The sequence below is a fragment of the Micromonospora sp. WMMD737 genome (genome assembly GCF_049179055.1).
GTDB classification, from domain to species: Bacteria; Actinomycetota; Actinomycetes; order Mycobacteriales; family Micromonosporaceae; genus Micromonospora; species Micromonospora reichwaldensis.
Window position 1 is genome coordinate 44277 of record NZ_JBMHMH010000061.1, and the last position, 14179, is coordinate 58455.

The following is a 14179-nucleotide window of genomic DNA, read 5'->3' on the forward strand; positions in this document are numbered from 1 at the left end:
CCGCTACGAAACGGCGAGAGGCGGCGACAGGTGGGCAAAGGCAAGCGGATCAAGCAACAGCGGCGCATCCTGTCGCATCGGCGCACGGTGATCGTGGACGCCTGCGAGATCGGCCAGCGCGACGGGATGCTCACCCTGCGGGTCGGCGATACCCACAGCCCGCCGACGTGCGTGGCTATCCCTGCGATGACGGCGACCGGGTTGGTCGGCCAACTGCGCACCGCCTCGATCGACGCTGAAGAGCTGTACTGGCGAGCCATCTCCGTTGCCATGAAGGGCGTCACGCCGGGCGACGCTGACGCCGCAGCGGCAGCCCTACGTTCATTCCTACTCAAGCAGAACTGGCACGAGGTTCTGCGTCGTGTGCCGGCCGATGCCAGCGAGACGTTCCTGCTATCGCACGCCGGGCACGTCGGACTGGCCATCGCGCCGCCGTTCGTTGACCGCCAGTCGCTGGTGGTCTTCGACCCCCTGCAACTGCGCCGGCTCGCGCCGGGTCTCCAGAGTGCGCTGGCCGCCGCGCACGCCGACATCGCACCCGTGGTTACGCCGGCGACCGTCTCCGAAGTTCTGGCCTTCCTGACCGCGCAACCATGGCCGTCGGTCAGCCACAAAGAACCGTCGCTCGAACAGGCCAGCGCCGAGATGCAAGATCGCTACCGCAAGTTTTTGACACGCGAGCCGTATCTGCGACCAGCCGAGCACAACGTTCCCGACGCGTAGGCCTCGGGCGGCCCGCCAACGGTGATCCGGGCGGCCGACATCGTTGCTGTCGGGAACCTGCTGCCCGCTACCTCGTCGCAGTCCGCTACCAGCGGCGAAAATCGCTGCGCCAATACTCTATGAACGAGCACAGGAAGAGGCTCGGCGTGTCGGCGGCGGAATCTGACGGGGTCCGTCCGTAACGTGAGTCTCCAGCACTGCTGCAACCGCACGACCTCCACTGGCTGGCTCTTTCCCGGAGCTACCCGGGTGCTCCGGATGTGGGCACGGAAGTGGAGTGAAGAGTGGTCAAGGAGCAGGAGCCGGAGCCTACGCGGCAGGTTCCGTACCTGGTACGGACCTGGCAATTCGCGGGCCCTGCGCTGGAGTTGGTTGCCTTCGTGGCTGCCTACGAACAGCGCGGGGCCCTCGCCGTGGCGGCGAAGGCCCTCGCAGTGCTGGGGCAGGTAGCGGCGTCTTGGGTTGACCGCCGTATGCGTCGCTAGTTGCCCTACCGGGGGCGGGAGGCTCAGGCTTTCCGCCCCACCTTCATGTCACGCCCAATCGGGCGTGACATGGTCCCGACGGTACGACACGCCACGGGCTGAGGCGGGGCGCAACGCCGGGTCTACTCCTTACCCAGGAAAATCGTAGACCCCCGGTTGGCTATTTTCCGTGAGTCAGAGGGTTCACCAGTGCAGATGCGGCGGCCTCACGCTACGGAATCAGAGGGCATCGGCGTCGGGAAGCTGAGCGAGGACTTCTGGTGGCGCGGGCTCGACGGGCAGGGGTTTGGGTTCGGTGTGCTTGTTCGGGTTGCACCGGCTGAACGGTCCGTACTCGGCGGCAAGCGCGGCGAGGTGAGGGTCGAGGTGGTCGCGCCACCAGATGCTCATGCCGGTCTGCGGGTCGGACACCCGCAGGGTCTCCCATGCCCGCCACAGCGCGTACAGGCGGGAGATGGCCTCGGGGTGGGCCCACCAGCGGGGGCACCAGTTCAGGCCGGAGTCCGGGCCGGAGGCGAGGCGCCGCTCGACGACGTGGGCGAGGTAGTCCCCGACGAACGCCTCCACGTTGCGGTAGACCGGCTCCGCCCCGGCGGTCTCGGCCGGCGGCGGTGCGGCCGGCGGTGCGGGGTCGCTCGGGTCGCCGGCGAGTTGGCCGAGCAGGGCGCTGAGGTCGGCGACCGGGTCGCCGGCCGGTCCGGGCTGGGGCAGGGTCACGGGGTCGGCTCCGGCGGGGCGTCGTCGGGGGTGAGGGTCCAGTCGGTGCGCTCGTGGGGGTCCCAGCGGGCGATCGACGCGCGGATCGCCGCCGCGTAGGGGCCGGTCTGCCAGGGGGCGGTGCGGGCGAGCGCGGGCGGGGCGCCGGAGGCGTAGACGACCATCCGGCCCCGGGGCAGGGCGTGCAGATCGGCGACGTCGAGGATCCGCTGGCGACGGGTGGCGTGCGAGACCGACCGCTGCCCCCACCCGGACCCGCTGCTGCTGGTCGACCTGGTCGTCACGTCGTGCTCACCGATGAGCTTGGACAGCTCTTCCAGCCAGTCGGGGTCGGCGACGCCGCCGCCGTAGGTGCGGACGTTCGCCGCGGACCACAGCTTGCGCATGCCCTCGCGTCCCCACACGTCGACGCCCTGGGGGTAGGACTGGAGGATCGTGATGATGGGCAGGCCGTGGGAGCCGTAGAAGGAGTAGAGGGCCGGGAGCTGGCGTAGGCGGCAGATGTTCGCGGCCTCGTCGAGGACGCTCAGCAGCGGCGGATCGAGACGCCGGCCGGGGCAGGTGCGGGCCCGCAGCTCGCCGGCGCGCAGGACGGCGTCGGTGAGGGCGGCGACCAGCGGGGCGGGGGAGCCGGGGCCGCCCTGGGACAGCAGGTACAGCACGTCGGTGGAGGCGACGAACGCGGCCGGGTCGAACTCGAGGACCCCGCCGCGCGTGGGTGGGGTGACCCAGGCGGTGACCGTCGGCTCGGTGAGGCACATGAGCATCTTCTGCGCGCCCGCGTAGATGCCGCCCCGGGTCTTGTCGGGCATGTTGACCACCCCGGCGACCGCGTCGGCGGGCAGGTCGAAGCCGCGCTCGCGCAGCAGCTCCGCCGGTTCGTCGTCGCGGGGACTGACGGCCCACCGGTACGCGGCGAGGATGTCGCGGCCGGACACGGCCGCCGCGAGGAGCAGGTTCGCCACCAGCTCCTCGGAGCTGGGGTCGAAGAAGGCGTCGCGGCTGACGCCGGGCTCCCGTTCGGCGGAGGCGAAGTGCTCGGCGAGGCGGCGGGCGTCGGTGATGGTGGCCACGGCCCGCAGCGGGTTCCACCACATGCCCTGATCGGGCCCGAGGATGTGCTGCGGGTCGAACGCCCACACGGTGCCGCGTGCGGCGCGGATGTCGCGGGTGGCGTCGACGATGTCGCCCTTGACGCTGGTGACCAGGGTCGGGCCGGGGGCGGCGACGATGGCGGGGATCGCCCGGCAGGTGGTCTTGCCGGTGCGGGGGCCCCAGATGTCGACGGCCATGTCCTCCCACGACTGGCGCAGCGGCATCCCGCCGGCGACGGTGTGGGCGATCAGCACGCCGAGCTGGTCGGGGTCGGGCCGGTCGACGTCGGCGAGGCTGGGCCGCAGCCGCCGCCCGCTGTCGGCGACACCCTTCGGCCCGAGGTGCGCGAGATCTCTGCGGCTGGCCATGCGGCGGGCGGCCGGATCGACGCGGGTGCGCTTGCGGCGTGCCCACCGCCAGGCGGCAGCCCCGCCGACGGCCAGGAGCACCAGGACGGTCACCTCGGCGACGGCGATGAGGGTGCAGGTGGTGGTCCAGGTGATGTCACCGCGCAGCACCGCGGCGGCGACCTGGATCGGTCCGCCGCCGGTGTATCCGGGCGGGCGGGCCAGCACGACGGGCAGCCACGCGCCGCTGGCGAGGACCAGGACCCCGGCGGCGATGCCGCCGACGATGAGGCCCGCGTCGTCATGGCCGCCGCGCGGACCGGCGGGCCGGCTCATGCCATGGTCCAGCGGAAGTCGGTGTTGCCGAGCCGCATCTCCGTCTCGGTGGGTTCCAGGTGTACCGGGATGCCAGGTCGGCTTCCGACTTTGATCAGGAAGTTGCCGCGTCCGACGGTGCCGCTGCCCTCAGCCGAAGTCCAGGATGGCGGCGCCGACCAGGACAGCACCTCGCGCCGCTCCGCGTGCGACAACGGCCGAACGCGGCTGACGGCGTCGAGTTCCTGCTCGGAGCACGGGCCGATCATCAGCACGGCGCTCCTCTCGGCGAAGCCGCGGGCCTTGGCCCGGTCGTGAGCGGTGGGCAGCGCCTCCAGGTCCGCGAGGGAGTGGGTGATGAAGGCGGTGCCGGTGCCCTTCTGCCGGTTGAGGCGGGTGAGGCCGTCGGCGCGGTCGACCAGGCCGTGCCCGACGCGCAGCGCCCGCCACAGCTCGTCGAGGACGGTGAAGAACGTTCTTGGCGGTGCCAGGTTGAGGTCGGCCATCAGGTGCGCGGCCTCCACCTGGGCGAAGCCGTAGGACCAGGTGGAGAGCAGGGTCGCGGCGGTGCGCAGCTCGTCGGTGTCGTCGATGCTGGAGATGTCGACGCACACCGCCGGGGTGTCGAGGCGGATCGCCGTGGTGGTCTGCCCCTCGAAGGTGTCGCCGAGCGGGCCGTGCAGCAGCGCCAGCAGGGTGCGGTGCAGGCCGGCGACCTCTTCGCGGAAGCGGGGGACGTCTCCGTCTTCCTGCCACAGCGTGACCGCGCGGACCTCGGCCGGGGCGTCGCGGATGACGCGCAGGACGTCGGAGAGCACCGGCGGGGTGTTGGTCTCTCGCTCGGCGAGGTAGCGCAGCGCGGCGGCCAGGACAGTGGTCTCGTCGGAGGTGACGGGCCCGCGTCGTACGAGGGTGGCCAGGGCGACGAGCATGTTCAGCCGCCGGTCGGTCACTGCGGCGCGCACGACGGCGCCGGTGCGCTCGTCGACGCGGTCGAGGACCTGCCGCCACGGGCCGGCGTCCAGGGGGTTGATGCGGTCGAGGCCGGGGCCGACGCGCAGCACCTGCCCGCCGAGGGCGCGGACCAGCTCGGCGTAGTCGGGCTTGAGGTCGCCGAGGATCAGCGGGGTGACGCCTTGTGCGGTGAGGCCGAGGACCATCCGGCGCACCGCCGTGGACTTGCCCATGCCGGGTTCGCCCTCGATCCACACCGACGGGTTGTTGATCAGCCGGGCGCGGGTGTACCAGGAGATCGGGTCGAAGCAGACTGCCGAGCCGGTGTAGAGGTGCCGGCCGACCGGCACGCCGATCATCGGCGTCGACGCGCCGGTGCCGAACGGGTACAGGCCGCACACCTGCACGGTGGTGCCCCGGTACTCCGTCGAGGGCTCGATCCACGACCACCGGCCGCCGCCGGGTGCGCCGTAGCCGAGGCGGCCGGGCCGACGTCCGGCCGGTCGACGCCGTGGTGGTGGGTTGGTTCGAGGGCTGGTGGTCATCGCCGCCGTCCTAGAAGGGGATCGTGGCGTGGGTGGGCAAGACGATGCCGGCGGGTAGGCCGGCGGCGAATCCGGCGGCCTGGCAGCCGTACATCGGCCGGATCGTCAGGCGGGCCTCGCCGGCGCGGGCCCGGATGATGCCGGTGGCCTCGTCGAGCTTGCCGTTGTCGGCGACGGTGGCGGTGACCAGCACGGTGAAGCGGACGACGCCCGCGCCGGTGGCCTCTTCCTGGGCGGCCTGGTCGGCGGCGGCCAGGTCGGTGAGGTCCCGGGCGCTGGGCCGCGGCTTCTTCGCGGCCATGAACCTCGCGTCGCGCTTGTCGGCCTCCACCAGCCGCGCCGCGTCGGCGGGGGAGTACGGCCGGTAGATCATGCTCACCCGCTTGCGCAGCAGTTGCGGGTCCGGGTCGGTGAGGCGGGCGAACAGCCGCGAGTACACCACTCCGCGCGGGGCTTCGACCATGCACCAGGTGCGCGAAACGCCGGAGTCGTGCCGGTAGGAGTCCCAGCTCTCGCGGGTGGCCACCGGCCCGGCCTGCGTCCAGTCGGGGGTGAGCTGCGGGTCGCGGGCGAGGTCCAGGGCAGCGTCCGGGTCGTAGGCGGCGCGCACCACGCCGGCGAGGCTGCGGGCGGACATCGGCACGATGCCGGCGCCCGTGGCGCCGGTCAGCCCGGCGTGCAGGTGCGGCAGCCGGGCGGCGACTTCCCGGCAGACGTCCTCGTGCGACATGGATCGGCCGGGCGGGGCGGTGTAGGTCAGCGACACGCGGGTGTCGACGGCCGCCGACCCGGCCGGGTAGGACCGGACGACATCGTCGAGGACCTGCAGGGCCAGCGACGGCGCGTCGGGGCGGGTCGTGGCGGTGACCTCGGCGGCCAGTCGGGTGCCCGGGTCCGGGGTGGTCTCGACGGTGACCTGTGCCTGCACGAGCTGCGGCTCACGCGACAGGGCCGCCAGCCACGACGCCAGGTGACTGACGCGGGCGTCGATGACGGCCTGGTCGACCAGGTCCATGCCCTCGGGCGCGCACCGCAGGGTGACGGTGTAGTGCCGGCTCTGCGGCACCACGACGACGGCGACGAGCCCCGAGCGGCCGGTCTCCACCTCGTACACCTCGGAGCGGGCCAGCACCCCGGGGAGCTGGTGCGCGGCGGTGACCCGGGACGCCACCCCGGAGACGTACACGTGGTGGCGGCGGGCCCGCGCCAGCCACCATGCGATGCGGGCGGTGATGACCTGGAATCCGGTGCGCCCCCCGATCCGGATCGCCAGGGGTGCGAGCACGAGCAGCCCGATGACGGCGGTGACCAGCGCGGCCAGGGCGGACACCGGAATCATCGCGGCGGACAGCACCATGACCAGGAACGCGGCGATCGTGCCAGCCGGGCCGAGCCCGAATAGGCCAGCGCCAAGTCCCACGCGCCAGTTGCCGTAGGTGCGCTGCTGCTCGCTGGAGCGAGGTTGTACGTCGGTGCTCATGCGCCCTCACCGCCTGTCGCTCCGGATGCTGTGCCGCCGACCTTGCGGACGGTGGCTGGTCCTGCCTGCGTCGCCGTGACCGCGAGGCCGGCCGGGCCGGCCGCCGAGGTGGCGGCTCCCGCCGCGCTCGTCGTTTGTGCCGCGCTGGTCGCCGTCTGGGCGGTCGAGGCCGTCGACGAGCCGGCAGGCACTGGGGTCGCCGCGCTGGTCCTGGCGCTTCCACCGGAGGGGCGGGGCGCTGGTATCGGGGATGACGGGCTGGCACCGCCGGGCCGGCCAGGATCACTGCCACCGGTTCGCGCGCCGGGGCCGCCGCCGCTTGCGCCACTGCTGGCGTTGAGCCGGATCGCCCCCGAGGCGACCTGCCCAGCCGCCGACGTCGCCGCGACCGCCGCACCGCCGGAGCCGCCGGAGGACAGCACCGACACGGCGGGGGCGATCAGCCGCATGAGGGCCGGCAGCGCGACGATGGCCATGCAGAGCATGACCAGGCCGGTGAGCAGGGTCGTGAGGTCTTGGCCCTTGCCGAGCATCCAGAACACCGCGGCGTAGATGGTGGCCGCCGCCGGCTTGTAGAGCACCAGGGCGAGCAGCCAGGTGAGGTACCGGTCGCGGATCGCGCGGCCGGACCCGGCGACGCCCGACGCGGCGGCCAGCGGAAGCAGCCCGGCCAGCAGCACCAGGCCGGCACCTCGGGCCAGCAGCAGCAGAAGCTGCACCAGGGTGGCCAGGAACATCATGGTCGAAATGCCCATCACCATCAGGGGGGCCAGCCCACTGGTGGCGGCGGCCGGTGCGAGGGCACGCAGTCGCCCGCCGAGGTCACCGTCGGCGGCGGCTCTGAGGATCCAGTCGGAGTAGCTGTCGCCGATACCGATGAGCAGTTGCACGGCGGGAACGCCGGCGCCAGCGAGCACGACCATGGTTACCAGGCCCTTGGCCAGGGTGCCGGCCTCGCGGCCGTTGCGTTCCCAGGCGAGCCGGATCGCCCCGATGAGGACCGCGCCCACCGCGAGCGCGGCGACCGCCCAGTTGGTGTACGCGCTCAGGTAGTCGACGGTGCCGTCGCAGACGAGCTTGCCGGATGCGTTGGTGTGGCAGGAGCCCTGGGATACCTGCGGGGTGGGGATGGACAACCATCCGGCGACCAGGGCTTTGAGCATTTCTGCGGCGGCCTCGGACGCCTGCTCGGACAGCTCGTCGAGGAACCGGCCGGCGGTGGTGTCCAGGACGTGGCCTGGAACGCAGACAGGGTTGACGATGGGGCAGTCGTCCGGCACTACCGTGGCCCCCACTCGACGACACCGGTGAGGTCACTGGTGACGCGGTTGATGGAGACCCACGCCCCGCCAGGTGGGGCCTGCATGCGCCAGTCGCCGTCGCGCCAGAGCAGGGTCAGCGACAGCACGTGGTAGCGGGGGGTGCCGGCCGACGGTGCGCGCAGCACCAGCCCGATCACGGCGGTGTCGGGCGTGTACGACTGGTAGGAGAAGCCGGCGATGCGACTGACCGCGCCAGGATCGGCGGGGCCACTGTCGGTGGCGCGGTACTCGGCGAGCAGCCGGTCCCGGTCGGCGCTGGCCACGAACTGACGCTCGATGGTGGGCTGCCAGTAGTCCGGTCCGAGGGTGTGGCTGGCTCTCATGGTGAGCTGCGCCGCCGCGATCAGCGCCCCTTCTGGGGTTCGGGTGAAGCCGGACGCGGTGGTCGCGGTGCTCTGCTTCGGACCGGCGGTCGCGCTGACCGGAACGGTGAGCGGACCAACGAGTTCCCAACGCACCTCGGCGGGCGCGGTGGTCGGCACCGCCGTGGGTAGCGCCTGCGCGACATCGCTGTCCTGCGGGGTCGGACTCGCAGGTGGTGAAGGGTCGGCGATGTCGGGGCTGCTGTCGGCGGTGGCGAACACCGCGACCAGGACCCCGACGATGATGACGGCCAGCAGTAGTGCGGCGGCGGCGAGGAATCCGGGCCGCGTCCAGGGCGGGCGCCCGGCGAAGTCGGAGCGTGACATGAGGGCCTCCCGGCTAGACGATCAGGGCCCCGACGATGGCGGATGCGCTGCCGATTAGGAGACAGCCCGCGAACACCCAGCCGAGCTGGGCGACGTTGGTGTCATCACCACGGCGGTGCGCCAGGGCCATCTTCGCCGCGCTGTAGAGGATCCCCCCAACGCACGCCGCCGTGGCGAACCAGGCGATCCACTGGAGGATCTCCAAGACGTTGGTCGACACCACCCCGGGGGGCGCCACACCACCGCCGGGGTTCGGTACCCCTCCGCCAGGGGTGGGGGCGGCCAGGAACTGCTCCAGGAGGGGCTGGAGGTCTGTGAGCGTCATCGTGTCTCTCTCGGGGTCGTGTGCGTCGTCTGCGTCAGTGCGTGGCGTAGCGCGTCGACGTCGGGAGGGGTGCCGACGTCGGCTGGGTCGTCGGCGGCCAGGAGCGCGTCAACCCAGCCGACGCGCCACACCCGTGGCGCCCACCCGCTGAGCAGGTGCAGTCGCTCGGTGGCGATACGCGGCGGCCGGCGTGAGCTGGCGGCGACGGCGACCACGCCCAGCACCGTCGTCGCGCCGGACATGCCCGCGCGGCGACGCCACTGCTCGATGGCGCCGGTGGCCGCCCACATGCCGTGGGCGGACAGCCGGCAGACCAGCACCACCTGTGCGGGTGGCATTGCTGGTGTCGTCAGTGGCCAAGCCCGCCCGAAATCCGCTCCGACGTTGACGAGTCGGGCCAGGGTGCTCGTGCCGGCACCACCGTGGCACCCGACCCACCAGATCGGCGGCCATGGCTTCTGGAGATTCGCTGGAATCACCGCGGATGGCAGCGGCGGCGCGGTTCCGAGGCGCGTGCGGTGCGCGGCGACAACGCTCGTCTTCACCGCCGTCGTTCCTGCCGCGCGCAGACACTCCCCGTCATACGATGCCTCCCCCGTGTGTCAAGGTCACCGACGAGTAGCCGACAGTAGCACCGTGTTTCTCAGTGGATCTATGGTGATTGCTCTGCCGCGACAAGGACGCGAATGGCAGCACGGGGGAGGCGTCATATGGCACGCAGAGGGGGCGCATCCGCGCACATCAATGGGGCTGGGTGGGTGGTCCGGGCGGTGCTGAGTGCTGCGGTGTCGGCTGTGGCGTTGGGAGGGTGCGGCGCGGCGGCCGAGTCGGGCACGCCAGCACCGGACCGCAGCGGCCCGGTGTATCCGACGGCCGGCACGGTCGAGGTGTCGCCGACGTCGACCGGCGAGGCGCCGGGCAGCGACGACCACGGCGACGAGCGTGCGCCGGCAGCGCTGCCGCCGGCGGCTCAGGCGCCGAGGGTGGCGGCGGCGTTCGCGGTGGCGTGGGCGCGGCCGGATCTGCCGGCGGACGTGTGGTGGCAGCGGGTCGCGCCGCACTGCGAGCAGGGCTTCGCTCGCGCGCTGCGCACCGCCGACCCGGCGCAGGTTCCGGCGACCCAGGTGACGGGCCGCCCGGCGGTGAAGCAGGCGCCGAAGGATGGCGCGGCGGTGTACGAGGTGGAGACCGACGCCGGCACGCTGACCGTCACTCTCGCCGCCGTGAACGGGCGGTGGATGGTCATCGGCAACGACTACGTCCGGGCCGTCCAGTGACGCGGCGACCGGTCGCGTTGATCGCGGCGGTGGCCGCCGTGGTGATGCTGGTGTGCGGCGGAACGGTGGGCCTGCCCCTGATGCTGTTCGGTCAGGCGCAGGCCGAGGCGGCGGCGTGCGAGGTGCCGTCGCTACCTGGTGCGTCACCGGTGCCGGGCGGCGGCAGGTGGGACAGCGCCCAGAGCACGCACGCGGCGACGATCGTGGCGGTCGGACGCCAGCGTCAGGTGCCGCCGCGTGGGTACGTCATCGCGCTGGCCACTGCGATGCAGGAGTCCACACTGCGCAACCTGGCCAACGCGACGGTGCCCGAGTCGCTGTCGCTGCCGCACGAGGGTGTGGGCCGCGATCACGACTCGGTCGGGTTGTTCCAGCAGCGCCCGGGGTGGGGCAGTGTGCGGGAGCGGATGACGCCCGCCTACGCGGCCGGGAAGTTCTACGAGGCGCTGGTGCGAGTTGACGGGTGGCAGCGGATGCGGCTGACCGATGCCGCGCAGGCGGTACAGCGTTCGGGCCTGCCGGAGGCGTACCAGAAGTGGGAGCCCGACGCGGAGCAGCTCGCCGCGCGGGTACTCGGTCTGCCGAGCATCGACGACATCGGCGGTGGTGCGCCGACGGCCCCGTGCGGCGTCGACGACCTGGGCCCGGTCCCGGTCGGTCCGGGCGGGTGGGTGCAGCCGATCCAGGCGGTGGTCACCAGCCCGTTCGGCCCGCGCAACGGTCGCCTGCACGCGGGCGTCGACATGTCGACCTCGGACGTGCGGGGCGACCCGATCCGCGCCGCGTCGGCCGGGGTGGTGGAGCAGGTCAAGTGTGACTGGCACACCACCTGCGACCGCGACGGGCACACCGGTGCGCGCGGTTGCGGCTGGTACGTCGACATCCGCCACGCGGGCAACGTCGTGACCCGCTACTGCCACATGATCGAGCGGCCCGAGGTGTCGATCGGTCAGCGCGTCGCGGCCGGAGCGGTCATCGGACACGTCGGCAACTCTGGCGGCAGCTCCGGGCCGCACCTGCACTTCGAGGTGCACACCAACGTGCGCCCTGGCCCGTATCACGCCAGCAGCAGCAACGCGGTCGACCCGGAGCCGTGGATGCGGGCCCGCGGCGTGCCGCTCGGGACCAGGTCGTGACCGGCGCCCACACGGTGACGGCCTTCCCCGCCGCAGCAGGGGAGGCCGTCATCGTGACGTGGGCCGTGCCGCTACGTCTGCGCCGGGACGTCGGCCGGCGTCACCACCTAGTCGGGCTGACTCTGCGCGGGCTGCGCCTGCCGGGGCGGGCGGCGGCGCCTGGTCGTGGTCGACGACTCCGGCGCGTCCAGGCCGAGCTTCGCCAGGTCGTCGTCGGTCCAGCCGCCGGCGACGGCGTCGGTGTACCGGGCGGCGTAGCGGGCGTTGGCCTCGCGCAGCGCGTCGACGAGCCGGTCGCGGTCGTGCCGGGCGGTAGCGGCCTCGCCGACCAGGGCCGCGCGCTCGCGCAGCAGTTGCAGCGCGGCCTTCTCGGTTTCGCTACGGACGGCCTTGGCGGACTGTTCGGCCATGGGATCCTCCCCCTGGATGCTGCGGTCTGGTGGATGTGGACGCCGAGCCTAGCCGCCAAGATCGATCCATGCGGGCCCGCCCTTGTGCCGCCCCTGGTGGCCGCCGGAGACGCTGTCGGGGGCCGGCGGGGACGTCGACCAGGGGCACCGACGTGCCGCCGGCACGTCGCCCGGTGCCGCGTCGCGTCGTCGACGGTGGGCGCTGGTGACCGGCCGTGCCGGGTCGCCACGAGGTTGTCTTGTGGTGCGCGCCGTCAGGTGTGCTCGGGTCCGCGACCGCGCGGTCAGGTCGCGCACGCGCGACCCTCCGGCGCTGCCGGAGCAAGTTGGAGTAAAAGTCTGACTTTTGGTCAGACGGGCCGCGTGGCGGCCGGGCAGATCAGGGCGGCGTCGGCCCGCCGGGAGGGTGGTCGACGTGGCTGAGTCGCCGCAGGTCGGTGTGGTTCGCTTCGGTGCCAGTGAGCGCCGGAGGCGTGCTCACACCGACGATGATCCGCGCGTGCACCGGGTGACCGTGCGGCTGTCCGAGGCGGAGCGGGCGGCGGTCGAGGCGAACGCCGCGGCGGCCCGGATGGCCACCTCGGCGTACCTGGCGGAAGCAGGGTCGGCGCCGCTCGTGCCCGCCCCGACCGGGCCGGGCGGGGACGGGGAGGCAGGCCCGTTGTTGGTCGAGCTGATGGGTGTGCACCGGCAGGTGCGGGGCGCGGCGACCAACCTCAACCAGGCGGTGGCGCGGCTGCACTCCACCGGGGAGCCGGCCGGGGACCTAGCCGCGACAGCGGCGTACCTGGCACGGATCGCGGCCCGCGTCGACGACCTCGTCACCGCGATTGCCGCCGCCCAGACCGGCCGACGCTGATGATCCCGAAGGTCACCTACGGCGCCCGAGTTCGGGGTCTGCTGGAGTACCTGTGGGGCCCGGGGAAGGTCGAGGAGCACGTCAACCCGCACCTGGTTGCCGGGTACGACGACGTGACGCTGCTGGCTCCCGGCCGGCACGACCGAGACGGCGAGCGGTGGTTGCTGGACGAGCTGGCGGCGCGGTTGGACGCGCCGCAGATCGCCGCCGGCGAGCGCGGAGTGAAGCAGTACGTGTGGCAGTGCTCGCTGAGCCTGCCGGCCCAGGAGGGGCAGCTCGACGACGCGACGTGGGGCCGCATCTCGCAGAGGTTCGTGCAGGAGATGGGCTTCACCGGCGACGCCGAGCGGGCCGGGTGCCGGTGGATCGCGGTGCGGCACGGGCTGTCGGCGAAGGGCAACGACCACGTGCACCTGGTCGTCACCCTCGCCACCGAGGACGGGGCCCCGGTGTGGCTGCGGCAGGACAAGCGGCGCAGCCAGCAGGTCGCCGACCTCATCGAGGACGAGTTCGGACTGGGCAAGTGGACACCCGGCCGGGCCGGCGCGACCCGGCGGCCGGAGCTGACCCGGCCCGAGGTCGAGCGGGCCCGGCGCGTCGACCAGGCGCCGGACCGGGAACTGCTGCGCCGCCAGGTCCGGGCCGCGCTTGCCGGCGCCACCAGCGAGGCCGAATGGGTCGCGCGGATGAAGGGTGCCGGTCTGCTGGTCGCTGCGCGCACCGCGGCGACCGACCGGGACCAGGTGGTCGGATACGCCGTGGCGCTACGACCTACCGGTGCCGATAAGCCGCGCTGGTATGCCGGTCGCAGCCTGGACGGGGATCTGAGCCTGACCCAGATCCGCAAGCGGTGGCCCGACGCGCCGCCGACGTCGGCAGCGCAGTGGAAGACGGCGGATTCCGCAGAATCGACCACCCTGCGCGGTGAGGACCGGATGGCGGTGTGGCGGTCGTCGGCCGCCGCCCTGGAGGCGATCAGCGGGCGGCTGGCCGGCGTCGCGCCGGGCTCGCCGCAGTGGCCGATGGTGGCCCGCGCCAGCGCCGACCTGCTGGCCCGGGTCGCGACGGCCACTGAGCCGTCCGGGCGGGGCCCGGTGACGCGGGCGGCTGACGCACTGGCCCGCGCGGCGGCACCACCGCGTCGCGCGCCAGTGCCGGCGGCGTCGACGATCGCCGCGGAGCTGGGTCGGGTCGCCGACGCGCTGATGGTCACCGGAGGCGCCCGCGACGGCGGTGAGGCGGCGGTGCTGCTCGCCGTGGTCGTGCAGGCGGCCCGGCTGGTGGTGGCGTTGGCCGAGCTGCGCGCGGCCGAGCAGCAGGCACACGCGGCCGGCGCGGCGGCCAGGGCAGCCGCTCACCTGATGCCGCTGCTCGCGCAGGGCGCGGTGCACGTCGAGCGAGACGTTCCAGGCCCGCGCGTCGGGCGGGAGGAGCCGGATGCGGCACGGGCACGAGCCCGCGTCGATCCGGCGGTGGATCAGCAGACGCAGCGATGAGAGA

14 protein-coding genes are annotated in these 14179 nt (G+C 73.1%); 5 read left to right on the forward strand and 9 right to left on the reverse strand.

What is annotated here, in order from left to right; translation table 11 throughout:
• Positions 1 to 30: 30 nt before the first annotated feature.
• Entirely contained in the window at positions 31 to 723 is a 693-nt protein-coding gene (locus ACN27A_RS34955; protein WP_421459364.1) for a hypothetical protein, read from the forward strand.
• Between the two features lie 704 nt (positions 724 to 1427).
• On the opposite strand, the gene ACN27A_RS34960 is transcribed toward ACN27A_RS34955, so the two are convergent.
• The 8 genes from ACN27A_RS34960 to ACN27A_RS34995 are packed head-to-tail and all read right to left on the reverse strand — an operon-like array spanning position 1428 to position 9335.
• Positions 1428 to 1925, reverse strand: coding sequence for a DUF4913 domain-containing protein (locus tag ACN27A_RS34960; RefSeq protein ID WP_421459366.1), 498 nt, complete (start codon positions 1923 to 1925; stop codon positions 1428 to 1430).
• The gene (locus ACN27A_RS34965; RefSeq protein ID WP_421459368.1) at positions 1922 to 3703 is read right to left on the reverse strand and encodes a type IV secretory system conjugative DNA transfer family protein; all 1782 of its coding nucleotides are present in this window, start codon (positions 3701 to 3703) and stop codon (positions 1922 to 1924) included. Before ACN27A_RS34965 ends, ACN27A_RS34960 begins: the two co-directional genes overlap by 4 nt.
• A complete protein-coding gene (locus tag ACN27A_RS34970; RefSeq protein WP_421459369.1) occupies positions 3700 to 5181 on the reverse strand; it encodes an ATP/GTP-binding protein in 1482 nt (493 codons plus the stop codon). Before ACN27A_RS34970 ends, ACN27A_RS34965 begins: the two co-directional genes overlap by 4 nt.
• A 10-nt stretch (positions 5182 to 5191) precedes the next feature.
• Positions 5192 to 6661, reverse strand: coding sequence for an SCO6880 family protein (locus ACN27A_RS34975; protein WP_421459370.1), 1470 nt, complete (start codon positions 6659 to 6661; stop codon positions 5192 to 5194).
• Positions 6658 to 7956 (reverse strand): hypothetical protein, encoded by a 1299-nt coding sequence (locus ACN27A_RS34980; RefSeq protein WP_421459373.1) that lies wholly within the window; start codon positions 7954 to 7956, stop codon positions 6658 to 6660. Before ACN27A_RS34980 ends, ACN27A_RS34975 begins: the two co-directional genes overlap by 4 nt.
• Entirely contained in the window at positions 7941 to 8672 is a 732-nt protein-coding gene (locus ACN27A_RS34985; RefSeq protein ID WP_421459375.1) for a hypothetical protein, read from the reverse strand. Before ACN27A_RS34985 ends, ACN27A_RS34980 begins: the two co-directional genes overlap by 16 nt.
• Before the next feature lie 13 nt (positions 8673 to 8685).
• Positions 8686 to 8997, reverse strand: a complete 312-nt coding sequence (locus ACN27A_RS34990; protein ID WP_421459376.1) for a hypothetical protein — start codon at positions 8995 to 8997, stop codon at positions 8686 to 8688.
• Positions 8994 to 9335 carry a hypothetical protein gene (locus ACN27A_RS34995; protein ID WP_421459378.1) on the reverse strand — a complete coding sequence of 114 codons (342 nt, stop codon included), beginning with the start codon at positions 9333 to 9335 and terminating at the stop codon, positions 8994 to 8996. Before ACN27A_RS34995 ends, ACN27A_RS34990 begins: the two co-directional genes overlap by 4 nt.
• A 456-nt stretch (positions 9336 to 9791) precedes the next feature.
• Here ACN27A_RS34995 and ACN27A_RS35000 point away from each other — a divergent pair, with 456 nt between their 5' ends.
• Both ACN27A_RS35000 and ACN27A_RS35005 read left to right on the forward strand, forming a co-directional pair.
• Positions 9792 to 10274 carry a hypothetical protein gene (locus tag ACN27A_RS35000; protein WP_421459380.1) on the forward strand — a complete coding sequence of 161 codons (483 nt, stop codon included), beginning with the start codon at positions 9792 to 9794 and terminating at the stop codon, positions 10272 to 10274.
• Positions 10271 to 11410 (forward strand): M23 family metallopeptidase, encoded by a 1140-nt coding sequence (locus ACN27A_RS35005; RefSeq protein ID WP_421459382.1) that lies wholly within the window; start codon positions 10271 to 10273, stop codon positions 11408 to 11410. Before ACN27A_RS35000 ends, ACN27A_RS35005 begins: the two co-directional genes overlap by 4 nt.
• Positions 11411 to 11517: 107 nt before the next feature.
• On the opposite strand, the gene ACN27A_RS35010 is transcribed toward ACN27A_RS35005, so the two are convergent.
• Positions 11518 to 11820 (reverse strand): hypothetical protein, encoded by a 303-nt coding sequence (locus ACN27A_RS35010; protein ID WP_421459383.1) that lies wholly within the window; start codon positions 11818 to 11820, stop codon positions 11518 to 11520.
• A 499-nt stretch (positions 11821 to 12319) separates the two neighbouring features.
• Here ACN27A_RS35010 and ACN27A_RS35015 point away from each other — a divergent pair, with 499 nt between their 5' ends.
• Together ACN27A_RS35015 and ACN27A_RS35020 are read left to right on the forward strand one after the other, a co-directional pair.
• Positions 12320 to 12679 carry a plasmid mobilization protein gene (locus ACN27A_RS35015; RefSeq protein ID WP_421459385.1) on the forward strand — a complete coding sequence of 120 codons (360 nt, stop codon included), beginning with the start codon at positions 12320 to 12322 and terminating at the stop codon, positions 12677 to 12679.
• Positions 12679 to 14175 carry a relaxase/mobilization nuclease domain-containing protein gene (locus tag ACN27A_RS35020; RefSeq protein ID WP_421459387.1) on the forward strand — a complete coding sequence of 499 codons (1497 nt, stop codon included), beginning with the start codon at positions 12679 to 12681 and terminating at the stop codon, positions 14173 to 14175. The genes ACN27A_RS35015 and ACN27A_RS35020 overlap by 1 nt, the downstream gene beginning before the upstream one ends.
• The last annotated feature ends 4 nt before the right edge of the window (positions 14176 to 14179 follow it).

Bases quoted from the DNA above. Each gene is read 5' to 3' on its own strand.
- ACN27A_RS34965 (WP_421459368.1), bottom strand. From the start codon at position 3,703: ATGAGCCGGCCCGCCGGTCCGCGCGGCGGCCATGACGACGCGGGCCTC.
- ACN27A_RS34970 (WP_421459369.1), bottom strand. From the start codon at position 5,181: ATGACCACCAGCCCTCGAACCAACCCACCACCACGGCGTCGACCGGCC.
- ACN27A_RS34975 (WP_421459370.1), bottom strand. From the start codon at position 6,661: ATGAGCACCGACGTACAACCTCGCTCCAGCGAGCAGCAGCGCACCTAC.
- ACN27A_RS34985 (WP_421459375.1), bottom strand. From the start codon at position 8,672: ATGTCACGCTCCGACTTCGCCGGGCGCCCGCCCTGGACGCGGCCCGGA.
- ACN27A_RS34990 (WP_421459376.1), bottom strand. From the start codon at position 8,997: ATGACGCTCACAGACCTCCAGCCCCTCCTGGAGCAGTTCCTGGCCGCC.
- ACN27A_RS34995 (WP_421459378.1), bottom strand. From the start codon at position 9,335: ATGCCACCCGCACAGGTGGTGCTGGTCTGCCGGCTGTCCGCCCACGGC.
- ACN27A_RS35010 (WP_421459383.1), bottom strand. From the start codon at position 11,820: ATGGCCGAACAGTCCGCCAAGGCCGTCCGTAGCGAAACCGAGAAGGCC.
- ACN27A_RS35020 (WP_421459387.1), top strand. From the start codon at position 12,679: ATGATCCCGAAGGTCACCTACGGCGCCCGAGTTCGGGGTCTGCTGGAG.